Raw genomic sequence first — 25000 nt, forward strand, 5'->3', positions numbered from 1 at the left:
TTTGAATCTGGACCATTTTTTGGATTCAGGTCGAGTCGACCTGAAACAAAAATGGCCTAGGGTGAGCCGAGATCGTTCATTCGCCTGAGGATTCCTGTCCATGCGCCTTGTTTCGTCTGTCGCCGTTCTTGCTGCGGGGGCGCTGCTCGCCGCCTGCGCCACTGTTGACGGGGGCGCGTCCGCACCCGCCGGCTTCGATGCTGCCCGCCTGTCGGAACATGTGCGCGTGCTGTCCGACGACAGCTTCATGGGGCGCGGCATCGCCACCCCGGCCGAGGCCATGACCATTCGCTACCTCAGCGAACAATATGCCGCCGCGGGCTTCCAGCCCGGCGGACCGGGCGGAGGCTGGACCCAGGACGTGACCCTGAACCGGTTCACGGTCTCCAACGCCAATGCCCATTTCCACGTTGGTGATGCGACCCTCCCGCTGACGCCGGGCCAGCAGATCGTCATCTCGACCCGGCTGCCCGGCGATCATGTGGCCCTGACGGATGCGCCGCTGGTGTTCGTCGGCTACGGCATCAAGGCCCCGGAGCGGAACTGGGATGATTTCAAGGGCGTCGATGTACGCGGCAAGGTCATCGTCGTGCTGGTCAATGACGCCGACTTCGAGGAGCCGGCGCTGGATACCTTCAACGGCCGGGCCATGACCTATTACGGGCGCTGGACCTACAAATACGAGGAGGCGGCCCGTCAGGGGGCCGCCGGCGTCATCATCGTCCACGAGACGGCCCCGGCCTCCTACGGCTGGACCACCGTGGCCAACAGCTGGTCGGGACCGCAGTTCGATATCGTGCGCGCCAACGCCGCCGCCGAGCGTGTGGCGATGGAGAGCTGGATCCAGCGGGACGTGGCCGTCGATCTGTTCCGTCGTGCGGGTCAGGATTTCGACGCCCTGAAGCTGGCCGCGCGCCGTCGTGACTTCCAGCCGGTCACCCTGACCGGGGCGAGCTTCACCGGTGATTTCGACGTGGCGACCAGCCAGATCACCACCCACAATGTCATCGCCCGGCTGCCCGGGGCGACCCATCCGGACGAGACCGTCCTGTATACGGCGCACTGGGACCATATCGGTGTCGGCACACCCGATGCGAACGGCGACGCCATCTTCAACGGGGCCGTCGACAACGCCACCGGCACCGCCGGCCTGCTGGAGCTGGCCCGTCGTTTCGGGGCGGAGCCGCGACCGGAGCGGTCGATCGTGATGATCAGCTTCACCGCCGAGGAAAGCGGTCTGCTGGGCTCGGAATTCTATGCCGCCAATCCGGTCTATCCGCTGGCCACGACGGTCGGGGGCTTCAACATCGATTCGATGAACGTCTACGGCCGGGTGTCGGATGTCGACATCGTCGGTTCGGGCCAGTCGAACCTTGATGCGCGGGTCACGGCGGCCGCGGCGGCGCAGGGGCGTACCGCCCGGCCCGAGGGCAATCCCGCCGCCGGCAGCTATTTCCGGTCGGACCATTTCCCCCTGGCCAAGCGCGGTGTGCCGATGGCCTATGTCGACGGCGGGGGTGAGTTCCGCGATGAACCGATCGCCGAACGGAATGCCGAACGCGACGCCTATGTCACGCGCCGCTACCATCAGGCCGATGACGAATGGTCGCCCGACTGGGATCTGCGCGGCCAGATCGAGGATCTCGAGCTGATCTACGGGATCGGTCGGGACCTGGCCAACAGCCGCGACTGGCCGGCGTGGATGCCGGGGTCCGAGTTCGGTCCGGCCCGTGCCGTAAGCGCGGCGGCGCGCCGCTAGGGGCAGCCAATCCCGTCGAGGCCGTCCCCGACTCCGGTCCGGGGCGGCTGGCGAGGAACATGACCAAAACTTAACGGGCGGCTCCGCGGGGCCGCCCTACTGTGCCGCGTCAACGCCCGCGGGGCATTTGTGGATGGGTACTGCATGTTTGGTCGCATGATGAGTGGCGTCGCTGCCGCTGCCTTGCTGTTCGTCGCCGGAAGTGCCGCGGCGCAGGATTTTTCGGCGACGCGCATCAGCGATGAAATTCGCACCATCAGTGCCGACGCCTATCAGGGCCGCTATCCCGGCACCGAGGGTGAGCGCATGACCCTGGCCTGGCTGCAGGCCCAGTATGAGGCCATGGGGCTGGAGCCCGGTGGCCCCGACGGCCAGTGGCTGCAACCGGTCGCGCTGAAGCGCTTCACCCCGGTGGAAGGGGCGGCCAGTGCCGGCTGGACCGGACCGGACGGCCAGACGCATGACCTGGATGTGGGCACCGATATCCTGCTGCGGGCCGCGACCAATGACGGCGTCGCCGCGATCACCGGGGCGTCGCTGGTCTTCGCCGGATACGGCATCTTCGCCCCCGAACGGTCGTGGGACGACTACGGTGACGTCGATGTGGCCGGAAAGGTCGTCGTCGTCATGTCCGGAGAGCCCGAGGGTGAGCGCTTCAACGGCGCGTACGACACCAATTATCAGTCCGGGGCCTACAAGGCGGACGAGGCGTTCCGGCGCGGGGCGGTCGGGGTCATCACCCTGGTGGCCCAGCCGGCAGACAGCCCGGCATGGCAGCGGGCCGCGCGGTTCAACGGTCGCACCCGGACCCTGACACCCGGGGCGGCGGATCTGGAGTTTTCGGGCTCGATCAACCGGGACGTCGCGACGCAATGGGCCATGGCCGCCGGACTGGACCCCGGCCGTCTGGCGACGGCCGATGACGGATCGTTCCGGGCGATCCCGCTGGAAGGCGTGATCCTGTCGGTCAAGGCGACCGAGACCAGCGATACCCTGGTGACCCACAATCTGCTGGCCCGCATCCCGGGCAGCGAGCGGCCGGACGAGACCATCATCTATTCGGCGCACTGGGATCATATCGGGGTCAATACCGAACATCCCGGGGCCAATGGCGACACCATCTTCAACGGGGCGTGGGACAATGCCTCGGGCACCATCGGGGTGCTGGAGATGGCCCGTGAACTGAGCCATGCGCCGCGTCCGAAACGCTCGATCGTCTTCGCCCATATGGCGGCCGAGGAAATGGGGCTGATGGGGTCGTACGGCTATACGGCGCACCCGGTTTATCCGTTGGAGACCACCGTCGCCGACATCAATATCGACATGCTGCCGTTGTCGGGTCCGACCCGGGACGTGCCGATCTTCGGCAAGGGGCAGAACGATCTGGAAGACCGGCTGGAGGTGCTGGCCGCGGCCGAGGGGCGCTATGTCTCGGACGACCATATGCCGGAGCAGGGCTTCTACTACCGGTCGGATCACTTCCCGTTCGCCCGCATGGGTGTGCCGGCGATCATGCCCTGGCACGGCTGGGACTGGGTCGACGGCGGGATGGAGGCCGGTGAGGCCGCGTGGCGCGCCAGATTCGGGGCCGTCTATCACAAGGCCAGCGATGAATGGTCGGCGGAGATGGACTTCACCTCGGCGGTCGAAAACCTGACCCTGCTGTATCGTCTGGGTCTCGATCTCGCCAACAGCCGCGACTGGCCCGGCTGGAAGCCGGAGTCGGAGTTCGCCATCGTGCGCGCCCGCAGCGCCGCCGCCCGTCAATGACGCTGAGCCTGAAGCCCCTGACCGGAGACGGTTCGCCGCCGGTCGAGGGCAGCTATCCGCAGGCCGTCGAGGTGACCGGGGCGACCCGCTGGCTGTTCCTGTCCGGCCAGATCCCGGTCACGCCCGACGGGTCGCTGGCGACGGATTTCCGCGGCCAGTGCGATCAGGTCTGGGCCAATGTCGAGACCCAGCTGGTCGCGGCGGGCATGACGATGGACAATCTGGTCAAGGTCACCACCTTCCTGGCCGACCGCCGCCATGCGCTGGAGAACCGCGAGGCGCGACTGAAATGGCTGGCCGGCCGCCAGCCGGCCCTGACGGTGATCGTCACCGGCCTGTTTGAGGCCGGCTGGATGGTCGAGATCGAGGCGGTGGCGGCGGGGTGAGGTTGGGGGGGGGCGTTGCGGGCCTCAGGTGTAGGGTGCGGGACCGTAATACTCTTCGCCCTCACGACGTAGGTCATCCAGCGTCTTGCCATCGGGCGGTTGAATAAATGGGCTCGCGGCCGGGCTATCAGCAGCACATTTCTGAAGCGTTTCGCCCTGGGCAGGCTGCAAGACGTTGTAGGTGCCGAGCGTATTTCGTCTCAGCCACCAGTGCCGACCGTTCCGAACTTGGTTATAGTAGGTGTGCTGCACCGTCAGAACGGTGACCGGTCCTCGCGCAAGGTCGCCTGAATAGACCCGCCTGACGTCCAACTCCACGATCCACGGCCACGCCATGACGATGCAGTCAGGTCCACAATCATTCATGACGGTCGGCGTTTGTCGGGCAATCCGGGCGGACACTTCGGCATCGAAGCATTCAGGCTGTGATGCCAAGGCCGAGCCCCCTGCGAGCAACGTCACCGTAGCGGTGGCCGCAAGAACACACAGGAAACGGGGGTGATCCATGCGATCAGCCTACGTGGGGGAATGCCGGTTCACCACCCTTGAGATCCGCACTGCGTTATCGGTCAGCACAAGCGAAACCGAAGTGTCTGTCTTTTATGACTATATATCCCGTCATCCTCGGGCTTGTCCCGAGGACCCATCGTTGAACGGCTACGACCTGTTGATCAGGGGTGCCCGCTTGATGACGACGCGAAGCTTCAATCGTCGGTGCGGCGGCGAAATGGGTCCTCGGGACAGGCCCGAGGATGACGGGTGGTGGGAACGTGTAGGACTAAAGTGCCAACGACTGATCAAACCGACCGCTCTACGCCCCGCCGTCCGTCCGCCGTCAGCCGCTGAACAGGAAGTTCAGGACGTCGCCGTCCTTGACCACATAGGTCTTGCCCTCGGCGCGCAGCTTGCCGGCCTCGCGGGCTTTCGCCTCGCCCTTCAGGGAGACGAAGTCGTCGTAGGCGATGGTCTCGGCGCGGATGAAGCCCTTTTCGAAATCCGTATGGATGACGCCGGCGGCCTGGGGGGCGGTGGCCCCGACCGGGATGGTCCAGGCGCGGGCTTCCTTGGGGCCGACGGTGAAATAGGACTGCAGACCCAGCAGGCTGTAGGCCTCGCGGATCAGGCGGTTCAGGCCCGGCTCGGCCAGACCCAGGCCTTCGAGGAATTCCTTCTGTTCGTCCTCGTCCAGCACGGCCAGTTCGGAATCGATCTTGGCCGAGATGACGACCGAATTGGCGTTGTCCTCGGCGGCGCGTTTGGCGACCAGATCCGACAGCTCATTACCCTTGTCAGCCGACGCCTCGTCGACGTTGGAGACGTAGAGGGCGGGCAGGGAGGTCAGCAGCTGCAGCATGTGCCAGGCCTTCTCGTCCTCCTTGTCGATCGTGGCCGTCCGGGCGGGCTTGCCGGCGCGCAGGGGGACGAGGGCGAGGTTGATCAGGCGCAGGGTCTGCTGGGCGTCCTTGTCGCCGCCCTTGGCCTTTTTCTCGACGCCGGTGACGCGGCGCTCGAGGCTTTCGAGGTCGGCCAGCATCAGCTCGGTCTCGATGATCTCGAGGTCGCTGACCGGATCGATCCGGTCCTCGACGTGGGTGACGTCGTCATCGACGAAGCAGCGGGCGACGAAGGCCACGGCGTCGCAGTCGCGGATGTTGGCCAGGAACTGGTTGCCCAGACCCTCGCCCTTGGACGCGCCGCGCACCAGGCCGGCGATGTCGACGAAGGTGATGCGCGAGGGGATGATCTCCTTCGAGCCCGCGATGTCGGCCAGGGCCTGCAGGCGCGGTTCCGGGACCGCCACGTCGCCGGTGTTCGGCTCGATGGTGCAGAACGGATAGTTGGCGGCCTGGGCCGCCGCCGTCTTGGTCAGGGCATTGAACAGGGTGGACTTGCCGACATTGGGCAGTCCAACGATCGCGACTTTAAGAGCCATGGTATTCCTCGTGAGCGCGAGCCTTTAGCCGGTCGCGGTCCGTTTGTCAGGTTCGCGCTTGCAGCGAGGGTCAGTGTTTCTTGGCGGGGGCGACCGCGGCCGCGGCGGCGGCCGGAGTGTCGGTCGGGGCGGGTTCCGGTTGACGCACCTCGGCCTGCACCGTCAGCGCGGGCGACTTTTCAAAGCCGAGCGTCAGGGGCACCTGGTCGCCGACGACGAGGGGGGCAGTCAGGCCGACCAGCATCAGATGCCGTCCGCCGGGGGCCAGCAGCACGGTCTCGCCGGCCGGCAGGGGCAGGCCTTCGGCCATTTCCCCCATCTGCATCATGCCGTCTTCGGTGGTCATGTTGTGGATCTGGGTCGCGGTCGACGCCGGCGTAGCGACCCCGGTCAGACGGTCTCCGGCAGAGGATTCCAGCGTCAGGTAGCAGGCCCCGGTCTGGGCTCCGGCCGGGGAGGGACGGCACCAGGCGCCGGCTGTCCGGATCGCGCTGCGTGTGCCGTCGGCATTGACCGAGGTCGTGGTCGACCCCTGGTCACCAGGCTGACAGGCAGTCAGCCCCAACAGGGCGGTGGCAAGGACAAGGCTGGGCTTCATGGTCAATCTCCTCTTTCCGGAGTCCGTGAGGACGCCGACGTTCGGTCTGGACAGCACGCTCTGACGTGCGGTGAGTCTCAGTCTAGTTCCCGCTTGTGGTCAGACGAAGGTGGGCGCGAGGACCATGCCCTGTATGGGCCGTCTGTTTCGACCGTTTCAGCCAAGCTTTCCACACCTAATCGTCCCGGGCCACCTGACGGGGGCTGAATTTCGGGGCCGGAGCCAGTCGCAGGACCTCGCCCTGGTAGCGTTCGTCATCCCCGGCCAGGGCGAAGGGCAGGGCGGTGGCGACCGCGTCCAGCAGGGCCTCCAGCCAGGGCTGGTCGGCCTTGTGGAAGTCGCTGAGGACGTGGCCGTGCACCAGCCGGGCCTCGCCGGGGTGACCGATGCCCATGCGCGCGCGCCGGAAATCCGGGCCCAGCTGGCTGATCAGGGAGCGGACCCCGTTCTGGCCGGCGGCCCCGCCCCCGGTCTTCATCCGGAACCGGCCGGGGGCCAGGTCGATCTCGTCATGGAAGACGATGATGTCCTCCGGCGGAATTTTGTAGAAGCGCGCGGCCTCGCTGACGGCCCGCCCGCTCTCGTTCATATACGTCTGTGGCTTCATCAGCAGGACCTTGACGGGTCCGTCGGCGGTGTCGACCTCGCCATCGGCCACGACCGACTGGAATTTGGCCCGCGCGGTTCCGAACCGCCAGTGGCGCGCGATCTCGTCGACGGCCATGAAGCCGATGTTGTGGCGGTTGTTCTGGTATTTGGGGCCCGGATTGCCGAGCCCGGCCAGGATGATCATCGCTCAGCTCCGGAAAAGGAAACGGCCCATCCCCGCAAAGGAATGGGCCGCTCCAGAACAGTCAACCGGCAGGCGATCAGTCTTCCGACGTTTCGCCTTCGGCAGCCACTTCGTCGCCCTGGGCGGTGGCCGGAACCTCGACGGATTCGGCTTCGGCCTCGGCGGCTTCATCGGCGGCCTGATCGGCGGCTTCGGACATGGCGGCCGAGGAGACCTTGATCGCGGCGATCATGAAGTCGCGGTCGGAGATCGCGGGCTCAACGCCCTTGGGCAGTTTGATGTCCGAGATACGGATGGCGTCGCCCAGCTTGTGGTTCGACAGGTCGACCGTCAGGTCTTCCGGAATGTGATCGGCGCGGACCGAGACCTCGACCGTGTGACGGACGATTTCCAGCGAACCGCCCTGACGGAAGGCTTCGCACAGGTCCTGATTGATGAAGTGGACCGGCACTTCGATCTTGATGATCTGCTTCATGTCGACGCGCATCAGGTCGAAATGCAGGGGACGATCCGAAACCGGATCGAACTGCACCGCCTTGGCGATGACCGACTGGCTCTCGTCGCCGTACTTCAGCGTGACGAGGTGGCCCAGCAGCTTGCCGGTGTAGAGCGACTTGCGGAAGTCCTTCTCGTTCACCGAGATAGACACGGGGGCCTTGTCGCCACCGTACAGGATTCCCGGTACTCCGCCGGTACGACGTACGGCGCGTGCGCCGCCGGTGCCTACGCCTTCACGGACGTCGACGTTCAGGATGATCTCGGCCATCTGGCTCGCCTCAATAACACAAACGCCGCTGGGCAGGCCCGCGCGGCGGGGTCTTGGACCCTCGAATTCAAGAGCGCGGGTCATTACACGGTCATGACCCGGGACGCAACCGCTCGCGCACGACACGGACATTTCCGCGCCGTACGAACCGGGACGATTACTTCATTGCGGTGACCGCCTGGGACGATGCCGCCGCCGCACTGGCCGCGACCGGGGTCTGAACCGGCGTATTTCCGGCCACAGCCGTTTCCGGGACCGGAGTCAGTGTGGGGACCGGGGTAATGTTGCCGGCGGTGCAGGTCGCCAGGTCGCGCATCACGTGCCGACCGACGCAGAATATATCCTCATAGCGCGGACGGGAGGCGGCCAGGCACTGGAACAGCATCAACTTGGACATGTTCAGGCAGAATTCGCTGTTCGATTCGACGACGAGGGCTTCGGTATTGGCCCGGGCATCGTCTCCCCCGGCCCCCAGGGCCGCCAGGGCGGCAATGGCCAGGGCGTTGGTCACCGCCGGCGTATAGGGAGGTCCCGCCTGGGCGGCGGTCAGGGACAGGCCCGAACCGGTGTTGGCGGCGGCGAACAGGCGCGCGGCTTCCTCGGGCGAAGGCAACATCTCGATGGCGGACAGGGCCTTGGCCCCTTCCAGACGATCTTCGCGGTTCGGCACGTGGATTACGGCCCAGCGCCGGCGGGGATCGCCGCGGCCCTGGATGGTGTAGGCGTCTTCCTCGACGGCGTTGGCGATGGTCATCAGGGCGGTGGAATCCTTGCCGATCACCTCGATGATCAAACCGGCGGCCGCATCGGCCCCCGGCAGGGTGGCAGCATAGGCGGGGTTGGCGATGATCCGTTCGACCATCCGCTGACGCTGGGCCGGGTCGACGGCGAAGGTGCGGACTCCGGCTACGAACTCCGGCGACTGCAGGGCCAGGATCGAGCCATAGGCAATCATGCCGCGGGAAAGCTGGGCCGGTTCATAGGACGAACCACGGCGGAGGGCGGCCTGGATCGATTCCGCGTCCGGGAAGCCGGCCTGGATTGATCCGACCTCCTTGATGAAGGCGACATAGATGGAGGCGGCCTCGGCCACGCCCTCGTTCAGGGTAAGGGCAGGTGGCGGCGGTGGCGGTGCGGCAACAGGTTCGGGTTCGGGCGTGGCGCAACTTGCAAGGAGGACGGTTGCGGCGACGGCCGCGATCGACAGACCGGAACGTACAGTGGTCTGAAACATAGGCATAAACCCCACGTAAAAGCGCAACGCCGGTGGAGACCGGCATCCTGTTGACCTGTATAACGTGGTCGAAGGGGTTTTCCGACCGTTAATCGAACAGCTTGGAGACCGATTCCTCGTTGGCGATTCGCCGAATTGCCTCACCGATCAATGGTGCCACCGTTACGCGCCGGATTTTCTTGCAGTTCAAAACTTCGTGGGGCACTTCGATCGAGTCGGTGATGACCAGTTCCTTCAGCGGCCCGTCGCTGACCCGCTGGACCGCCGGGCCCGACAGGACCCCGTGGCTGATATAGGCCGAGACCGACTCGGCCCCCTGGTCCATCAGGGCCTGGGCGGCGTTGACCAGGGTGCCGCCGGAATCGACGATGTCGTCGAACAGGATGCAGCGGCGGCCCTCGACCTCACCGATGATGTTCATGACCTCGCTCTCGCCCGCCTTGGACCGCCGCTTGTCGACAATGGCCAGATCGGCATCCAGCCGCTTGGCCAGGGCCCGGGCGCGCACCACACCACCGACGTCGGGCGAGACGATCATCAGTTCGCTGCTGCGCGGATAATGGTCCTTGATGTCGCGGGCGAGCACCGGCGTGGCCAGCAGGTTGTCGGTGGGAATGTCGAAGAAGCCCTGGATCTGTCCGGCGTGGAGATCCATGGTCAAGACGCGGTCCGCACCGGCGCGGGTGATCAGATTGGCGACCAGCTTGGCCGAGATCGGCGTGCGACCGCCGGTCTTCCGGTCCTGCCGGGCGTAGCCGAAATAGGGCATGACCGCCGTGATCCGCCTGGCCGAGGCCCGCACCAGGGCGTCGGTGATGATCAGCAGTTCCATCAGGTTGTCATTGGCCGGATAGCTGGTCGACTGGACGATGAAGACGTCCTCGCCGCGGACGTTTTCCTCGATGACCGCGAACACCTCATTGTCGGCGAAGCGTTTCACCTGGGCCTTGGTCAGCGGCATGTCGAGGTGGTCGGCTATCGCCTGGGACAGGGTCCGGTTGGAGTTGCCTGCAAGCAGCTTCATCGCCGGTCATCCTTTCGCCGTCATCGAACCGCCAATGGGGAGGGCGCTTCTACTGGCGCGCTTCATAACAGCGGACAGGTTCGCTTCAAGTCGCTGTGACGCAATTCTTCCGTTTGCGTGCGCATTGGCGAGTTGGGGTCGCTGGTGTAGAGGTCGCGCTACGTTTGGGGCACCGTACGGGTCCAACCCGCGTCGGCATGTCATGAGGTCGCCTTTGTCTGCTTCGAAGTTTCGTACTGTTCTGATGGTTGCGACCGTCGCCCTGACAGTGTTCGGCGTCGCCGCCTGCTCCGGCACCCGGGATCGCCCCAGGCTGGCCTATGAAGAGCGGCCGGTCGAGCTGCTGTACAGCACCGGCTACCAGCGCCTCGAGCGTGGGCGCTGGAGCGATGCCGTTGATTACTTTCAGGAAGTCGAGCGCCAGCACCCGTATTCGGAATGGGCCCGTCGCGCGATCCTGATGCAGATCTACGCCTACTATCAGGCCAATAATTATGTGGACGCCATCGCCGCGTCGGACCGTTTCATCCAGCTGTTCCCGGGCAATCCGTCGGCCGCCTATGCCTACTATATGAAGGCCACCTGCTATTTTGAGCAGATCACGGACGTCGGTCGCGACCAGGCCTATGCCGAGAACGCCCTGGTCGGTCTGCGCGAGGTGGCCCGCCGCTATCCCGGCACCCCCTATGCGATCGACGCCACCGTCAAGATCGACATGGTCAACGACCAGCTGGCCGGCAAGGAGATGACCATCGGTCGCTACTACCAGCGTGCCGACCAGCCGCTGGCGGCGATCAACCGCTACAAGACCGTCATCGATAATCCGGCCTTCCAGCGCACCTCGCACACGCCCGAGGCGCTCTATCGACTGGTCGAGGTCTATCTGAGCATCGGCCTGAAGGACGAGGCCGTGCGTAACGGCGCGGTGCTGGGCTTCAACTATCCGGGCAGCCCCTGGTACGCCCAGGCCTATAAGCTGCTGACCGAACAGGGCAAACGCCCCGAGGTCGCCCCCGAGGGGCAGCGCGAGAGCTGGCTGCGCCGGATCATTCCGGGCTGAGCCTGACTAACGATGGTCCCGCAGTTCGGGGCGCGTCTTGACGCGCCCCGAACGTCGGCTTTCGTGGCTAGTATAGGGAAAGCCACGAATCATTCCGCCATGCTGACCGCCCTGACCATTCGCGACATCGTCCTGATCGACGCGCTCCACCTCGAGGTGGAGGCGGGCCTGACCGTGCTGACCGGCGAGACCGGGGCCGGCAAGTCGATCATCCTCGATGCCCTGGGTCTGGCCCTGGGCGGGCGCGGCGACGCCGGTCTGGTGCGTGAGGGGGCCAGGCAGGCTGTGGCCACGGCGGTGTTCTCGGCCCCCGACGATCCCGAACTGATCGCCCTGATCGCCGAGCGTGGCTTTGACGTCGCGGCGGGCGAAGAGCTGATCCTGCGCCGCATCCTGTCGACCGACGGACGCAGCCGGGCCTTCATCAATGACCAGCCCGCCGGGGTCACGGCCCTGCGCGAGATCGGTCAGGCGCTGGTCGAGGTGCATGGCCAGCACGAAACCGTCGGCCTGCTGGACTGGAAGACCCACCGCGCCCTGCTGGACACCTATGGCGGTCTGGCCCCGCAGCTGGCCGATGTCGCGGCCGCCGCCGAACAGCTGAAGGCCGCGACGACCCGGCTGGCCGAGCTGCGCGCCGCCGCCGCCGAGGCCGCGGCCCATGCCGAGGATCTGGCGCTGAACCTCGCCGACCTCGACGCGCTGGACCCGCGCGCCGAGGAGGAGACCGAACTGGCCGGGGAGCGGGCCATTCTGGGGGCCGCCGAAAAAGCCCTAGCCGATCTGTCGGACGCGCGAACGGCGCTGGGCGGGGACAAGCTGAGTCAGAAGCTGTCGTCGGCCCTGCGCGCGGTCGAACATGCGCGCCAGCGGGCCCTGCAGGCCGGGGCCGAGGAAGATCACCCCGTGATCGCCCGGCTGCTGGCTGCGGCCGAGGCCATCGACCGCACCCTGGTCGAGGCGGTCGAGGCGATCGCCGAGGTCGATGCCGCCGCCGCCGCCTTCGATTTCGAACCCGGCCGTCTGGACAAGGCCGAGGAGCGGCTGTTCGCCCTGCGCGCCGCGGCCCGCAAGCTGAACACCAGTGTCGAGATGCTGCCGGTGCTGCGCGAGCGGTTCCGCGACCAGCTACGGCTGATCGAGGACGGGGCCGAGGCGCTGACCGAGGCGGAGCGGGCCACCAGCGTGGCGCGCGAGGCCTATGACGTGGCGGCTGCCTTTCTGAGCTCGGCGCGTGAGGCGGCGGGTGAGCGGCTGGCCGCGGCGGTGATGGGCGAGCTGGGGCCGCTGAAGCTGGACCGGGCCCGGTTCCGCGTCGATTTCGAGCCGGTGGCCGAGGGTCGGCGCGGGCCGCATGGCCTCGAGACCGTGCGCTTCCAGATCGCCACCAATGCCGGGACCCCGTTCGGGCCGCTGGACGCCATCGCCTCGGGGGGGGAGCTGGCGCGTTTCGCCCTGGCCATGAAGGCGGCCCTGGCCAGCCGCGCCGACCAGCGCCAGCCGGTGATGATCTTCGACGAGGTCGATCAGGGCGTCGGCGGGGCGGTGGCCGAGGCCGTGGGCCAGCGCCTGAAACGGCTGTCGACCGGGGCCCAGGTGCTGGTGGTCACCCACAGTCCGCAGGTGGCGGCACGCGGCCACGCCCACTGGAAGGTGCGCAAGGCCGATGCCGACGGGGTGACGACGGCCACGGTCGACACCCTCGATCCCGCTGACCGTCAGGAAGAGATCGCGCGTATGCTGGCCGGCGCGACGATCACCGATGAGGCGCGGGCGGCGGCGAAGGTGCTGATCGGGTAGGGGGCCGGGGCGAGGACCAAGATGACCGCTTTTCGACCCGGAGAGGACGTTCAGTCACTCACTGTTGATGTGGGGCAGAGAGAAATCGACGCCGACATTCGCGGCGATAGTCAGCCCAACCCATGCGGTGACAATAAGGGCCAACAAGGTCGCCACGACCAATACGATCCGCTTGGCTTTCATCGTTTACGGCTATGCTCGCGAACGTCCGTTGTCCAGCCGTAAGCGACTGGCGGCTCTCGACCCATTGCGGACCTTGCTCACCTGTCTCAACACAGGGCGACAGAGGCATCGCCCTAGCGTAGGTTGTCTTTGCCCTGCGCCCCTGATGAAAGCCGTGTAATCGCATGACCGAGTGGGAGCTTTATCAATTTTTTGGGCCACCAGCGGTCTTCACACTGACAGCCCTCCTCTTTGTCAAAGCCCTATGGCGCATACGGATAGTGGTGGCCCTAGCCGTCGCAACTCTCAGCCTTGCGACCAGCCTTCTGGGCATCTGGGCCACTCGCGCGGGCACGCCTCCATTGTTTGGTTGGATGGTAGTCCCAGCCGGAATGTTGATCGCTACGGTGATCTTGAGGCTTTTCTATTCTGGGGGCAGCGCATCCAGAGGTGTGGGCAGAACGAGGGAAGCGATGATGAGACACCCCGTTGCGGGCGTCCGTTTAGCCCACGCTGTTGTTCTCAGAAATGCGGGCAAAAGCATACAAGCGAAAGAGTCTGCCGAGAAAGCGTATCGGGCCTATGGAGCAGAGGTGCCATCGTCTCGCGCGCCGGTCATGCTCAACGCCTTCTATGCCGATCTCTGCGAGCGAACCGGTGCGGTGGAAGTGGCCTATGAGGCCGCTCGAACCGCTATAATCCAGATAGATGAGATCCACGCCGGGAAGCGACGGGGTTCGCCAAAAATAGCGGAAAACCAATGGTTCATCCTATACTGGATGCGCTTCGTCCTCAGCAGGCTGTCCCAGAATGTCGACTCAGAGGCGTGGGAACTGGCGTTGGCGATCCCTGCCGACTATTCCAAACTCGACCTGCCTAGGACGAGTTCGGTGTTGAAGGACGATATGTTCCCGTTCGATCGAGAATGGGCGATCGAGGCGGATTTTGCGATCGAACGGGCGCGGAAGGGGCTGTTTGCCTAAGGTCCGCTTCCCACCCCATAGCTGACATTCTCGATCGCGACCCGTCAGTCTGACCCGGCCAAGCCGGGCTGACCCAACGCGCGCGCATCATTCAACCCCGACAATCTCACCTCCGTCATCCTCGGGCTTGTCCCGAGGACCCATCGGTCAGCGGGTGCGATCCGTAGGGGGACGCAGGCGGATGATGACGTGCGAGACTTCAACCGTTGTGCGGACGGATGAATGGGTCCTCGGGACAGGCCCGAGGATGACGGGGGTGAGGTACCGCAGGCTCAGCTATCCGGAATGGCACCCCGGTCAAACACCGACCAGCCGGTGCGGGTCGCCAGCCGCTCGAGGGCCAGCGTGCCGAGCTGGGAGTTGCCCTGGGCGTTGAGGCCGGGCGACCAGACGGCGATGGCGGCGCGTCCGGGGGCGACCGCGAGGATTCCGCCGCCCACGCCCGACTTGCCGGGCAGGCCGACGCGGAAGGCAAAGTCGCCGCTGGCGTCGTAGTGGCCGCAGGTCAGCATCAGGGCGTTGATCCGCCGGGCCCGGGCTTCCGGGACGACCCTGTGGCCACTGGTGGGGTTGAGGCCGGCGGCCATCAGATAGCGACCGGCCATCGCCAGCTGGCGGCAACTCATGGCGATCGCGCACTGACTGAAATAGAGATCGAGGACCTCTTCAGGCGAGCGGCGCAAATTGCCGAAAGATTTCATGTAGTTGGCAAGGGCGACGTTGCGGAATCCGGTCTCCTGCTCGCTGGCGGCGACCTCGGTGTCGACGGCAATGGTGTCGTCATCGGCGAGGTAGCGGACGAAATTGAGTAGCTCGGCCAGCGCGGCACCCGGCGCACCCCGGGCGAGATTGACATCGGCGACCACGATGGCCCCGGCGTTGATGAAGGGATTGCGGGGGATACCGTGTTCGGATTCCAGCTGGACGATGGAGTTGAAGGCGCTGCCGGAGGGCTCGCGGCCGACACGGTCCCACAGCTGGTCGCCTACCCGGCCCAGCGCCTGGGTCAGGGCGAAGACCTTGGTCACGCTCTGCAGCGAGAACGGCGCGTCGGCACTGCCGCCGGTATGGACGCTGCCGTCTGCGGTGACGATCGCCATGCCGAATTGGCTGACATCGGCCCGCGCCAGGGCGGGGATGTAACCGGCCGGCCGGCCCCGATCCGGGGCGGCCTGCATCTCTTCGGTTATGTCGGCCACGATGGCGCTCAGGTCGTGCATGAAACTCGGTCGCTCACCGCTATCGGCATGTCCACCCTAGCCTGTCTTCACACCCGACGTCCTGCGGCGATCAGGCCCCCAGGATCCAGCCTTCTTCGGACTCGACCTGCGCGATCACGGCTTCATCGGTGCCCTTGGGCGGTGCGAAGGCGCGGGCGAGGGTGCCCTTGTCGTCCATTTTGGCGAAGGCTTCAGCCGCGGTGCGGACCTGGACCTGTTCCCTGAACTCGCCGGGGGCGGGCGTGGCCTCGAACAGGGCCGGCCAGACCTCGACCACCAGGGTCGACAGCGGCTCGACGTCGTCGGGGGCCAGTTCGCGCCAGCCGGTGCCGAACGGCCAGACGGCCGCGGCGGTGCCCAGCGCCTCGACCAGACGGCGCACCATCGGGATGCCGACCAGGGTCAGGCCGCCGACGGCCCCGGCCCCGTGCATCTGCCAGACGCCCTTGGGCTGCAGCTTGCCGCGACGGGCGGCGATCTCGGTGGCGCGGTGTTCGGGGATGTCGGCCGACGAGCCCGCGGGCGGCTTGGTCGTGGTCAGCCAGCGCTGGGCCTGGCTGGCCGGCGCGCCCCACATCGGCCAGGCGTTGTCGGTCATCAGCCGGTTGATCTTGGCCGCGACCTGATAGCGGTTGTTGGTGTTGTCGGCCTTGTCGACGACGTTGGACGCAAGGAATTTCCACATCGCCGCCCACGGCGTGCCGGTCAGTTTCAGTCGTTCGGCCGTGCCGGTCGGGAAGCCGAGGTTGAAGTCGAACCCGACCATGACCCGGTCGCCGCGCTTGCGGTGGTCGGCTAGCAGGGAGGTGAGCAGCTTCTCGCCCTCGACCCGGGTCGCGACATTGTGGGTCTCGCTGTACAGGCGGAAGCGGACGTCGCGCTTGGCCACGCCGATCCAGATCGACTGATCGCCGAGCTTCTTGCCCTCGGCGGCGGTCCAGTCAGCGATGATGTAGGCGTCGAAAAGGCGGGCCACGGCGGGCTCCTCAGGAACTCGGGACGAACAGAATGCGAGGTTCTAGCGCCCGGCCCGCCGGACCGGAAGGGCCCGGGCATTATTCAGGGCTTCAGCAGGGCTTCCAGATGCGACAGCCAGCGTCGGCCCAGACGCAGGGCCTCGGCCGGTGAGCCGGTCTGGGCCGGCAGGGTCGCATTCCACAAGGCCAGTTCGAATTCCGGATGACGGGCGTCGTCGAACAGCAGCCGCAGCACCACCATTTCGGCATCCGGGGCCAGAACGTCGAGCGCCTTGCGCACCTCGCCGCGCCGGATTCGCGCCAGAACATGGCCGTCGACGATGATCTCGCCGCCCTCGATCTCCTCGAAACCATAGACCAGGCCGTGGCTGCCCCGGTTCCAGAGCACGGCGATCTGGGCACCGTCGAAATCGAGACCGGCGGCGCGACCCTCGCCCGGAGACAGGGCTTCGGCTTCCGGCGTGACACCGAGTGACTTCATCAGGGCGCGGCGCAGGCGACGGCCGGGCTCCATCCACCAGGCCAGGGCCAGGGCCGCCGTAGTCAGGGCCGCCGCGGTCAGGGCGACCAGAAGAAAAACCCGCAAGGCGTCCGCCACGCTCAGTCCTCCAGTTCGACGACGACGGGGACGTGATCACTGGGTTTTTCCATGTCGCGGGCGTCGCGATGGGTCACGATACCGCGGAACCGGTCGGCGGCCTGGGGCGACAGCAGATGGAAGTCGATGCGGATGCCGTGGTCGCGCTGCCAGGCCCCGGCCTGATAGTCCCAGAAGGTATAGGTGCCGTCAGGCTGGTTCCCGAGCTCGCCGGCATCGGACAGGCCGAGGAATTTCAGGGCACGCAGGGCGGCGCGGCTTTCGGGCTGGAACAGGGCGTCACCGGCCCAGGTTTCTGGCTTGTCGGCGTCCCGGGGTTCGGGAATGACGTTGTAGTCGCCGCACAGGGTGAAGGCTTCCTCCAGCGCCAGCAGGTCGCGGGCGTGGGCGTGGAGACGGTCGAACCAGGCCAGTTTGTAGTCGAATTTGGGCGTGCCGACCGGATTGCCGTTAGGCAGGTAGAGGCCGCCGACCCGGACAGGGCGGGGTGCCTCGATCAGGGCTTCGATATAGCGGGCCTGTTCGAACTCGGCCTCGAAGCCTGAGGCGTCGACGCCGGGCAGGCCACGGCGGATGTCGGACAGCGGATATTTCGAGAGCAGGGCGACGCCGTTGTAGGATTTCTGCCCGTGGGTCTCGACGTTGTAGCCGAGGCTCTCAAAGGCCTCGCGTGGGAATTTCTCGTCGACGCATTTGATTTCCTGCAGGCAGGCGACGTCGGGACTGGCCGCCTCGAGCCACTCGAGCACGGTGGGCAGGCGGGCGTTGACGGAATTGACGTTCCAGGTGGCGATGCGCATGGCGCGGACGCTAGGCGGAGCCGGCCGGTCCGGCAAGGCGTCGTGCGCCTGCCGGACCGGCTTCGGGGCGTTCTATTCCGCGGGCGTTACGGCAGCCGGTACGCCGATGGTGCAACCACCGCCGATATGGGTGGCTTCGGCGCACGGGTGAACCCGTTGGGCGTGGCGATCATCGCCGACCCGGACGAAGAAACCATCGCCGACGGCGCATTTGACCTCATAGATCGCCAGCTGGGCGGCGTCGGTGCCGACCCGACGGCTGTGGGTCACGTCGCAGGCCGCGGCATCGGTGCCGGCCAGGACCGACTTCCACGCGCTGTTGGCTTGCTGTTCGGTGGTGTAGCGGCAGGTGTACTGACGTCCGACCAGTTCCCAGCAGGCGGTCGTCTTCCAGCCGGCCGGGGTCTGTTCGAGCCAGTAGCCGCCCTGGTTGGCGCAACCGACCTCATACATCAGATGCTCTTCGGAGGTCTTGCCGATAGCGGAGCCCCGGTCGACGGTGCAGTCGACGCCGGCCTCGTTGGCATAGGCCTGGACCACGGCGATGACGTTCTGGTTGGCCGGCAGGGTGCATTGCTGACCGACATCAGCGGCGGGATCGGCGGCCCGGGCGATCTGACCCTGACCGGCCAGCAGGACGCAGTCGACGCCCTGGGGCGGGGTCGAGGAGATCAGTATATAGCCGGGGCCGGTGGCGCAGGCGGCTTCGTATACGGCTTCCTGTTCCGTGGTCAGACCCAGTTCGACGGCTTCGGTGACCTGACAATTGATCGCGGCGGCTGTCGCTATGAGCTGGGCGCTGGCGACCAGCTCTTCGGGCGTCGGGGCGACCGGCGCAGTCGGGCGAGGTTGCCGGCGCGGACGTTCATGACGACCGAGGCGGCGGTTGGGAGACTCCTCCTGTGTGGCCTCGGGCTTGGCGGCGGAATCCGTCGTATAGTCCGGGTTGGTCTGGGCGGCGGCCGGCTGAACGGTCGTCATGGCGAGGACGAACGCGCCCCCGATGGCAGCGGTAAATTTGCTTCTGAGCACCAAAAAACTCCTGGACTAGACTCTTGTCCCCCAGCCTTGGCGTCCGTCGAGGGCGCGGTCAAGGCGCGGATGAGACCAGTCTGTGGTCATCGGATGAACACGAGCCTGCTACCTGCCGGGTCCGCGCCGCGCTCGACGTGGCTGGCCGGTGACGGTGGCATTCAGGTCGTTCGGCTCTGGACCCCGTCGCCCGGGCGGGGCATGGTGGCTAGGTTTTCAAAGGAGACTTTCATTGGCGGACGGCGTGGTCCTTCCCGACGAAGCGACGGCACCGGTCGACGGCCGGGGTCTGACCTATCCGTTTCCGCATCGTCCCGGCAGTGGTGAGGCCGTCGAGGTGGCCCCGGGCGTGCTGTGGCTGCGACTGCCCCTGCCGATGGCGCTCAATCACATCAATGTCTATGCGCTGGAAGACGGTGACGGCTGGACCCTGGTGGATACCGGCCTGAACACCTCCGCCTCGATTGCCGCCTGGGAGGCTGCCCTGGCCGGACCACTGGGTGGGCGACCGGTCAAGCGGGTGATCTGTACCCATATGCATCCCGACCATATCGGCCTGGCCGGCTGGCTGTGCGAGCGGTTCCAGGTGCCGCTGCTGATGACGCGGCTGGAATATGTGATGGCGCGCATGTTGATCGCCGACACCGGCCAGCCGGCCCCCGAGGACGGGGCGGTCTTCTATCACGCCGCAGGCTGGAGTGCGGCTCAGGTCGCCGGCTACCGCAAGCATTTCGGCGGGTTCGGCAAGGTCGTGCGGCCGCTGCCGACAGTCTTCACCCGCATGAGCGAGGGCGAGGTCCTGACGATCGGCGACGGGGCCTGGCGCGTGGTGATCGGCGAGGGCCACAGTCCGGAGCACGCCTGTCTGTGGCGGCAGTCCGACGATGTGGTGCTGGGCGGGGACCAGATCCTGCCGCGCATTTCGTCGATCGTGGCCATCTGGCCGACCGAGCCCGCCGCCGACCCGCTGGGCGACTGGCTGGTCTCGCTGAAGCGGATGAAGACCGTGTTTCCGGAAACGACCCTGGTGTTGCCGTCGCACGGCGAGCCGTTCTACGGCGTTCAGGCCCGGCTCGATGCCCTGATCCGGGGCCATGAGACCGGCCTGAAGCGGCTGGAGCGCACGCTGGCCAAGCCCTGTCGTGCCGTGGACGTGTTCGGTGCCCTGTTCGCCCGCGCCATCGGCGACGAGCTATTGGGCATGGCGACCGGCGAAAGCCTGGCGCATCTCAACTATCTGGCCCGCAACGGCCGGGCACAGGTTGCCCGCGACGCCGATGGCGTGGACTGGTGGACCTTGACCTCAAGCAGTGAGACCTGACGTGACCGATCATATCCTGACCACCCTCGACGGCGGCATCCTGACTGTCACCCTGGCGCGGCCCGAGAAGAAGAATGCCATCACCCAAGCGATGTACGCCGCTCTGGCCGAGGCGACCGAGCGGGCGCGGACCGACGATGCGGTGCGGGTGCTGCTGTTCCGGGGCGAAGGCGACAGTTTTTCGGCCGGCAATGACATCGCCGACTTCATCGCCCTGGGGTCGCAGGGCGCGGAAGCCGCAGACATGCCGGTGTTTCGCTTCCTGAAATCGCTGGCGGATCTGGACAAGCCGGCGGTGGCGGCGGTGCAGGGGCGCGCGGTCGGCATCGGCCTGACGCTGCTGCTGCATTGCGACATGGTGGTGGTGGCCGAGGACGCGCTGCTGTCGGCTCCGTTCATCAATCTGGCCCTGGCCCCGGAGGCCGCGTCGTCGATGCTGTTGCCGGCGGCAATCGGCCACCCTCGGGCCTTTGAACTGTTCGCCCTGGGCGAGGCCATCGACGGGCGCACGGCCCTGGCCTGGGGTCTGGCTAACCGGGCCGTTCCTGCCGATCAGGTGGAGGCCACGGCGCAGGACCTGGCCCGCAAATTGGCGACCCGCGCGCCCAATTCGATCCGCAAGACCAAGCAGTTGATGCGCGACGCTGAACACCTCTGGACCCTGATGCAGCGCGAGGGCGAGGCCTTCGGCAGCCAGATGCGCAGCCCGGAGGCGATGGAGGCCTTTATGGCCTTCAGTCAGAAGCGGGTGCCGGATTTTTTCAAAGCCGATTGATCTGGTCGGGCCATGGCCCTATCAGCGCCCGCCCATGACCCATTCCGCCGCCCATGACCCGACCGTGCGCATAGACGTCGAAACCGCCGCTGACGCTGCGGCGGTCGAGGCCGTGGTGCTGGCTGCCTTCGGCCCGGGCCGATTCGCCAAGACGGCGGAACGCCTGCGCGAACAGATGGTGTCGTTGGCCGGTTTCGTGGCCCGCGAGGACCACCGGGTCATCGGCTCGGTGCGGCTGTGGCCGATCCGTGTCGGGGACACCGACGCCCTGTTCCTGGGGCCGATCGCGGTCGAGGCGGTCAGTCGTCGCGCCGGTCTGGGCGCGGATCTGGTGGCCGCCTGTGTCGACCATGCCCGGGCCGAGGGTGTGTCCGGCGTTCTGCTGGTCGGGGACATGCCCTATTTCTCGCGCTTCGGCTTTGCGCCCTCACCGGACGTCGATCTGCCGGGGCCGGTGGACCGACGCCGGTTGCTGTGGCTGCCCCTGACCGTGCCGTCGGTGAGTGGTCCGGTGCGGCCGATCGGCTGACACGCCTTTTCCGAAAGGCCGGGCACGCCTAAGTCTGACGGATGAGCGATCGAGCCGAGAAACAGACCGGAGGACTGGCCGCCGTGGCCGGGGCGGCGAAACAGGCTCCGGGGCGCGGCCTGCCGCCCGTGCATCTGTGGCATCCGGAGCATTGCGGCGACATCGACATCATCATCCGCGCCGACGGCGTGTGGATGCATGAGGGTTCGCCGATCGGCCGGGCCGAGCTGGTGCGGCTGTTCTCGACCGTGCTGCGCAAGGACCCTGACGGCTATCATCTGGTCACGCCGGTCGAGAAGCTGAAGATCAAGGTCGAGGACCTGCCGTTTCGGGCGGTGACGCTGGAGCGCGACGATGGACGGCTGCGCTTCACCACCGATGTCGGCGACACGGTCGAGGCCGGAGCCGACCATCCGATCGTGGTCGAGACCGATCCGGTAACCGGCGAGCCGGCCCCGCGCCTGCATGTGCGCGGCGACCTGTGGGCCCGGATCGTCCGCTCGCTGTTTTATGAGCTGGTCGAGACGGCGACGGTTGAGGGCGGACGGCTGGTCGTTCGCAGCGACGGCGAGTTCTTTGCGCTGGGACCGGTCGGGGCCGGGGTCGAATGAGCCTGCCGTCGTTGAAACAGCGTCTGACCGCGCGGCTGGAACCGGTCGTGGACTGGTCGCCGGACCGAACGGCGGGCCGGTCGGACTTTGATCTGAATCCGGACGCGGACCGGCCGGAACGGACGCTGAAGCCGGCCGCCGTGCTGGTGCCGGTGATTGCCAGACCGGAGGGTGCCACCGTGCTGCTGACGCGTCGTGCCGATAGTCTGGCCAGTCACGCCGGACAGATCGCCTTTCCCGGCGGTCGACTGGATGCCGGAGAGACGGCCACCGTGGCCGCCCTGCGCGAAGCCTGGGAGGAGGTCGCCCTGGCCTCTGACAGGGTCGAGGTGCTGGGACTGGGCGACGCCTATGAGACCGGGACCGGCTTTCTGGTGACGCCGGTAATCGGCTGGCTGGACCGGCCGCCGGAGGTGGTGCCGGCCCCGGACGAGGTCGCCGAACTGTTCGAAGTGCCGTGGGACTTTCTGATGGACGGCCTGAATCATCGTCAGGACTTTTACGATCGCGAGGGGCAGCCGCGACGCTGGTACTGGGCCGTGCCGTGGGAAGAACGCTACATCTGGGGCGTGACCGCCGGGATCGTCCGGGCGTTACGTGCCCGCCTGTACGGCGACGATCCGGAGGCCGATGTGGCGACAGCGGAGGATGCCGCGTGACCGCGCGCCTGCAGGACCAGCCCTGGCTGACCAGTGCGGCGACGCGGGCCGTGTTCGCGGCGCTGGAGGCGGCGGGCGGGCCCGACTGTGCCCGGTTCGTCGGCGGCAGTGTGCGCAATGCCCTGCTGGGTCAGGCAGTCGCCGACATCGACATCGCCACGACGCTGGAGCCGGAGGCGGCCTTTGCAGCGATCCGGAAGGCGGGGCTTAAGGCGGTGCCGACAGGTCTGGCGCACGGCACGGTGACGGCCGTGTCGGGTCACCGGCCCTATGAGATCACCACCCTGCGCCGGGATGTGTCGACCGACGGCCGCAAGGCCACCGTCGCCTTCACCGACGACTGGAGCGAGGATGCGGCGCGGCGCGATTTCCGCCTGAATGCCCTGTACGCGGACCTGACGGGACGGATCTACGATCCCACGGGCGAGGGGGTCGCGGACGCCCTGGCCGGGCGGGTCATCTTTGTCGGCGATCCGGTGGTCCGCATTCGCGAGGACTATCTGCGGATCCTGCGCTTCTTCCGATTTTACGCCTGGTACGGTCGGGACGTGCCGGATGCGGCGGCGATGGCCGCCTGCGCGGCCGAGGTCGAAGGGCTGGCGCGTCTGTCGGCGGAACGGGTGTCGACGGAGCTGATGAAACTGCTGGCCGCGCCTGACCCGCATCGCGCCGTTCAGGCCATGGCCGCGACGGGTGTGCTGGCGCAGCTTCTGCCCGAGGCGATGGCGGGGACCGTGTTCCAGCGCCTGTGCGACCTGACCACCGACCCGGTCCTGCGGCTGGCGGGCCTGGTGCCGGCCGATGCCGACGGTCTGCGGGCGCTGGCTGTGCGGCTGCGCCTGTCGAATGCGGTGCGGGACCGGCTGGTAGCGGGGGCGGAAGCCGCGACGGCTGTACAGCCGGACATGAGTGACCGGGCAGCAAGGGCGACCGTGTACCGGCTGGGGGGGCGGGCGGTGGAGGACGCGCTGATGCGCCAGCGGGCGGCCGTGTCCAGCGACCCGGCCAACGACGAGCGGCTGACGACGCTCATCGCCGGCTGGGCGGTGCCGTCCCTGCCGGTCGGTGGACGCGATCTGGCGCGGCTGGGCGTGACCCCGGGGCCGGAAACAGGGCGGTTACTGAAGGCTTTCGAGGCCGGGTGGATCGCCGACGATTTTCCCGCCGACGGTCACGAGGCCCGGCTGAGGGCTTTGCTCGACCCGGCGCTCAGTCCGCCGCCAGGGTGAATTCGGTGACGACCGGCCGGTGGTCTGACCCGGTCCGACGGCCCAGCCGGCGGCTGACGAAGGCCAGGTCCGGCGAGCGATAGACCTGGTCGATGGTCATGCTCACGGCTGCCGGGGCAATCGACGGCCATGTCCCTGGCCAGCCCGGGGCGGGAACCAGACCCGCTTCAGCCTGGACCTGACGACCGATGCGGCCGGTCGAAACGCTGTTGAAATCCCCGGCGACGATCACCGGCCCTGTGAGGGTGGCGCGCCGTCGGGCCAGGGCCTGGACCTGGCTGATCTGGCCCCACTGGTACTGGAACGGCCATGGCCGGGTCAGGTGGACGCCGACGACATTGACGGGGCCGAGCGGGGTTTCGGCCACGGCGACCACGTCCTGCAGACCGTCGGCCACGTCGGCGACCGCGGTCAGCGGATAGTGCGAGGCGATCAGGGAGCGGGCGGCCCCGCCGTACCGGTCGACGCGCGGCGTGATCACCCGGTGCGGATAGCCGGTCAGAATGTCGTCGAGCCGGCCGGCCGGAACGTCACCCAGCTCGATCAGAATGACGACGTCGGCATCGGCGGTCGCTATGGAGCGGCGGATCGCCTCGACATCGGTGTTCCGGGCCCACAGATTGGCCGAATACAGTCTGACCATCGGTGCGTCGGGTCGGGCGATATTGTCCGAGGGGGCCCACTGCGGCCAGACGGCGATCAGCAGGACCCCGGCGACGATGGCGACCAGACCGGCTGTCGCTGGCCGGCGCAGCAGCAACGACAGGGCAAGAAGCATCAGGGCCATGGCCAGGGCCGGGGCGGTGAACTGGGCAAGGATGTCGGCCCAGCGATGCTCGATCCGGCTGAGGGCGGCGATCGCGATCAGCAACAAAACGCCCGTGAATGCACTGATGATGAGGGCGATGGCCGGCTTCAGCAGCGGACGCACGGACTTGCCAATCTCGGTGATCACTGATCGGGATGTCCTGTTGCGATCTC

24 protein-coding genes and 1 pseudogene are annotated in these 25000 nt (G+C 67.1%); 12 read left to right on the forward strand and 13 right to left on the reverse strand.

Annotated elements, in window-relative coordinates:
• The first annotated feature begins 100 nt into the window (after positions 1 to 100).
• The 3 genes from AAC050_RS10200 to AAC050_RS10210 all read left to right on the forward strand — a co-directional run bounded on the left by AAC050_RS10200 (position 101) and on the right by AAC050_RS10210 (position 3915).
• Complete coding sequence (locus AAC050_RS10200; protein WP_339914976.1) at positions 101 to 1759, forward strand: M28 family metallopeptidase; 1659 nt, start codon at positions 101 to 103, stop codon at positions 1757 to 1759.
• Positions 1760 to 1903: 144 nt separating this feature from the next.
• Positions 1904 to 3529 (forward strand): M28 family peptidase, encoded by a 1626-nt coding sequence (locus AAC050_RS10205; RefSeq protein WP_339914977.1) that lies wholly within the window; start codon positions 1904 to 1906, stop codon positions 3527 to 3529.
• A complete protein-coding gene (locus AAC050_RS10210) occupies positions 3526 to 3915 on the forward strand; it encodes a RidA family protein (protein WP_339914978.1) in 390 nt (129 codons plus the stop codon). The genes AAC050_RS10205 and AAC050_RS10210 overlap by 4 nt, the downstream gene beginning before the upstream one ends.
• Before the next feature lie 24 nt (positions 3916 to 3939).
• Here the strand turns inward: AAC050_RS10210 and AAC050_RS10215 are convergent, their stop codons facing one another.
• The 7 genes and pseudogenes from AAC050_RS10215 to AAC050_RS10245 form a co-directional block, all read right to left on the reverse strand.
• Entirely contained in the window at positions 3940 to 4422 is a 483-nt protein-coding gene (locus tag AAC050_RS10215) for a hypothetical protein (protein WP_339914979.1), read from the reverse strand.
• Positions 4423 to 4750: 328 nt separating this feature from the next.
• On the reverse strand, positions 4751 to 5848 hold the full coding sequence (gene ychF, locus AAC050_RS10220; protein WP_339914980.1) for a redox-regulated ATPase YchF: 1098 nt from the start codon (positions 5846 to 5848) through the stop codon (positions 4751 to 4753).
• Between the two features lie 70 nt (positions 5849 to 5918).
• The gene (locus AAC050_RS10225; RefSeq protein ID WP_339914981.1) at positions 5919 to 6446 is read right to left on the reverse strand and encodes a copper chaperone PCu(A)C; all 528 of its coding nucleotides are present in this window, start codon (positions 6444 to 6446) and stop codon (positions 5919 to 5921) included.
• A 175-nt stretch (positions 6447 to 6621) separates the two neighbouring features.
• Positions 6622 to 7239 (reverse strand): aminoacyl-tRNA hydrolase, encoded by a 618-nt coding sequence (pth, locus tag AAC050_RS10230; protein ID WP_339914982.1) that lies wholly within the window; start codon positions 7237 to 7239, stop codon positions 6622 to 6624.
• 154 nt (positions 7240 to 7393) lie between these two features.
• A pseudogene (locus AAC050_RS10235) lies at positions 7394 to 8005 on the reverse strand (50S ribosomal protein L25/general stress protein Ctc); the annotation flags it as partial.
• A 157-nt stretch (positions 8006 to 8162) separates the two neighbouring features.
• On the reverse strand, positions 8163 to 9239 hold the full coding sequence (locus AAC050_RS10240) for a hypothetical protein (RefSeq protein WP_339914983.1): 1077 nt from the start codon (positions 9237 to 9239) through the stop codon (positions 8163 to 8165).
• Between the two features lie 88 nt (positions 9240 to 9327).
• Positions 9328 to 10263, reverse strand: coding sequence for a ribose-phosphate pyrophosphokinase (locus AAC050_RS10245; protein WP_339914984.1), 936 nt, complete (start codon positions 10261 to 10263; stop codon positions 9328 to 9330).
• Between the two features lie 244 nt (positions 10264 to 10507).
• Between AAC050_RS10245 and AAC050_RS10250 the strand changes: the two genes are divergently transcribed.
• The 3 genes from AAC050_RS10250 to AAC050_RS10260 all read left to right on the forward strand — a co-directional run bounded on the left by AAC050_RS10250 (position 10508) and on the right by AAC050_RS10260 (position 14268).
• Positions 10508 to 11323, forward strand: coding sequence for an outer membrane protein assembly factor BamD (locus AAC050_RS10250; protein WP_339914985.1), 816 nt, complete (start codon positions 10508 to 10510; stop codon positions 11321 to 11323).
• Positions 11324 to 11422: 99 nt separating this feature from the next.
• On the forward strand, positions 11423 to 13123 hold the full coding sequence (gene recN, locus AAC050_RS10255; RefSeq protein WP_339914986.1) for a DNA repair protein RecN: 1701 nt from the start codon (positions 11423 to 11425) through the stop codon (positions 13121 to 13123).
• Positions 13124 to 13470: 347 nt separating this feature from the next.
• Positions 13471 to 14268 carry a hypothetical protein gene (locus AAC050_RS10260; RefSeq protein ID WP_339914987.1) on the forward strand — a complete coding sequence of 266 codons (798 nt, stop codon included), beginning with the start codon at positions 13471 to 13473 and terminating at the stop codon, positions 14266 to 14268.
• Positions 14269 to 14540: 272 nt separating this feature from the next.
• Here the strand turns inward: AAC050_RS10260 and AAC050_RS10265 are convergent, their stop codons facing one another.
• From AAC050_RS10265 to AAC050_RS10285, 5 genes are all read right to left on the reverse strand, one after another.
• On the reverse strand, positions 14541 to 15488 hold the full coding sequence (locus AAC050_RS10265) for a glutaminase (protein ID WP_339914988.1): 948 nt from the start codon (positions 15486 to 15488) through the stop codon (positions 14541 to 14543).
• A 70-nt stretch (positions 15489 to 15558) separates the two neighbouring features.
• Positions 15559 to 16464 (reverse strand): cobalamin biosynthesis protein CbiG, encoded by a 906-nt coding sequence (locus tag AAC050_RS10270; RefSeq protein ID WP_339914989.1) that lies wholly within the window; start codon positions 16462 to 16464, stop codon positions 15559 to 15561.
• Between the two features lie 83 nt (positions 16465 to 16547).
• A complete protein-coding gene (locus AAC050_RS10275; protein ID WP_339914990.1) occupies positions 16548 to 17063 on the reverse strand; it encodes a hypothetical protein in 516 nt (171 codons plus the stop codon).
• A gap of 2 nt (positions 17064 to 17065) precedes the next feature.
• Positions 17066 to 17863, reverse strand: a complete 798-nt coding sequence (gene xth / locus AAC050_RS10280) for an exodeoxyribonuclease III (RefSeq protein ID WP_339914991.1) — start codon at positions 17861 to 17863, stop codon at positions 17066 to 17068.
• A 72-nt stretch (positions 17864 to 17935) separates the two neighbouring features.
• The gene (locus tag AAC050_RS10285) at positions 17936 to 18895 is read right to left on the reverse strand and encodes a hypothetical protein (protein ID WP_339914992.1); all 960 of its coding nucleotides are present in this window, start codon (positions 18893 to 18895) and stop codon (positions 17936 to 17938) included.
• 232 nt (positions 18896 to 19127) lie between these two features.
• Between AAC050_RS10285 and AAC050_RS10290 the strand changes: the two genes are divergently transcribed.
• From AAC050_RS10290 to AAC050_RS10315, 6 genes are read left to right on the forward strand one after another with little or no spacing between them, the layout of a single operon-like run.
• Entirely contained in the window at positions 19128 to 20216 is a 1089-nt protein-coding gene (locus AAC050_RS10290; protein WP_339914993.1) for an MBL fold metallo-hydrolase, read from the forward strand.
• A gap of 1 nt (position 20217) precedes the next feature.
• Positions 20218 to 20991, forward strand: coding sequence for an enoyl-CoA hydratase (locus AAC050_RS10295; RefSeq protein ID WP_339914994.1), 774 nt, complete (start codon positions 20218 to 20220; stop codon positions 20989 to 20991).
• A gap of 34 nt (positions 20992 to 21025) precedes the next feature.
• The gene (locus AAC050_RS10300) at positions 21026 to 21520 is read left to right on the forward strand and encodes an N-acetyltransferase (protein WP_339914995.1); all 495 of its coding nucleotides are present in this window, start codon (positions 21026 to 21028) and stop codon (positions 21518 to 21520) included.
• Between the two features lie 41 nt (positions 21521 to 21561).
• Positions 21562 to 22131 carry a DUF1285 domain-containing protein gene (locus AAC050_RS10305; RefSeq protein ID WP_339914996.1) on the forward strand — a complete coding sequence of 190 codons (570 nt, stop codon included), beginning with the start codon at positions 21562 to 21564 and terminating at the stop codon, positions 22129 to 22131.
• A complete protein-coding gene (locus AAC050_RS10310) occupies positions 22128 to 22790 on the forward strand; it encodes a CoA pyrophosphatase (protein ID WP_339914997.1) in 663 nt (220 codons plus the stop codon). Before AAC050_RS10305 ends, AAC050_RS10310 begins: the two co-directional genes overlap by 4 nt.
• Positions 22787 to 24019, forward strand: coding sequence for a CCA tRNA nucleotidyltransferase (locus tag AAC050_RS10315; protein WP_339914998.1), 1233 nt, complete (start codon positions 22787 to 22789; stop codon positions 24017 to 24019). Before AAC050_RS10310 ends, AAC050_RS10315 begins: the two co-directional genes overlap by 4 nt.
• Here AAC050_RS10315 and AAC050_RS10320 read toward each other — a convergent pair.
• A complete protein-coding gene (locus tag AAC050_RS10320) occupies positions 24000 to 24974 on the reverse strand; it encodes an endonuclease/exonuclease/phosphatase family protein (protein ID WP_339914999.1) in 975 nt (324 codons plus the stop codon). The genes AAC050_RS10315 and AAC050_RS10320 overlap by 20 nt on opposite strands.
• Positions 24975 to 25000 lie beyond the last annotated feature (26 nt).

This window comes from uncultured Brevundimonas sp. (genome assembly GCF_963974615.1).
Lineage (GTDB): Bacteria > Pseudomonadota > Alphaproteobacteria > Caulobacterales > Caulobacteraceae > Brevundimonas.

What these genes read in the sequence shown, in the direction of transcription:
- AAC050_RS10200 (WP_339914976.1), top strand. Translation starts at nt 101, where the DNA reads ATGCGCCTTGTTTCGTCTGTCGCCGTTCTTGCTGCGGGGGCGCTGCTC.
- AAC050_RS10205 (WP_339914977.1), top strand. Translation starts at nt 1,904, where the DNA reads ATGTTTGGTCGCATGATGAGTGGCGTCGCTGCCGCTGCCTTGCTGTTC.
- AAC050_RS10210 (WP_339914978.1), top strand. Translation starts at nt 3,526, where the DNA reads ATGACGCTGAGCCTGAAGCCCCTGACCGGAGACGGTTCGCCGCCGGTC.
- AAC050_RS10215 (WP_339914979.1), bottom strand. Translation starts at nt 4,422, where the DNA reads ATGGATCACCCCCGTTTCCTGTGTGTTCTTGCGGCCACCGCTACGGTG.
- ychF (WP_339914980.1), bottom strand. Translation starts at nt 5,848, where the DNA reads ATGGCTCTTAAAGTCGCGATCGTTGGACTGCCCAATGTCGGCAAGTCC.
- AAC050_RS10225 (WP_339914981.1), bottom strand. Translation starts at nt 6,446, where the DNA reads ATGAAGCCCAGCCTTGTCCTTGCCACCGCCCTGTTGGGGCTGACTGCC.
- pth (WP_339914982.1), bottom strand. Translation starts at nt 7,239, where the DNA reads ATGATCATCCTGGCCGGGCTCGGCAATCCGGGCCCCAAATACCAGAAC.
- AAC050_RS10240 (WP_339914983.1), bottom strand. Translation starts at nt 9,239, where the DNA reads ATGTTTCAGACCACTGTACGTTCCGGTCTGTCGATCGCGGCCGTCGCC.
- AAC050_RS10245 (WP_339914984.1), bottom strand. Translation starts at nt 10,263, where the DNA reads ATGAAGCTGCTTGCAGGCAACTCCAACCGGACCCTGTCCCAGGCGATA.
- AAC050_RS10250 (WP_339914985.1), top strand. Translation starts at nt 10,508, where the DNA reads ATGGTTGCGACCGTCGCCCTGACAGTGTTCGGCGTCGCCGCCTGCTCC.
- recN (WP_339914986.1), top strand. Translation starts at nt 11,423, where the DNA reads ATGCTGACCGCCCTGACCATTCGCGACATCGTCCTGATCGACGCGCTC.
- AAC050_RS10260 (WP_339914987.1), top strand. Translation starts at nt 13,471, where the DNA reads ATGACCGAGTGGGAGCTTTATCAATTTTTTGGGCCACCAGCGGTCTTC.
- AAC050_RS10265 (WP_339914988.1), bottom strand. Translation starts at nt 15,488, where the DNA reads ATGCACGACCTGAGCGCCATCGTGGCCGACATAACCGAAGAGATGCAG.
- xth (WP_339914991.1), bottom strand. Translation starts at nt 17,863, where the DNA reads ATGCGCATCGCCACCTGGAACGTCAATTCCGTCAACGCCCGCCTGCCC.
- AAC050_RS10300 (WP_339914995.1), top strand. Translation starts at nt 21,026, where the DNA reads ATGACCCATTCCGCCGCCCATGACCCGACCGTGCGCATAGACGTCGAA.
- AAC050_RS10305 (WP_339914996.1), top strand. Translation starts at nt 21,562, where the DNA reads ATGAGCGATCGAGCCGAGAAACAGACCGGAGGACTGGCCGCCGTGGCC.
- AAC050_RS10310 (WP_339914997.1), top strand. Translation starts at nt 22,128, where the DNA reads ATGAGCCTGCCGTCGTTGAAACAGCGTCTGACCGCGCGGCTGGAACCG.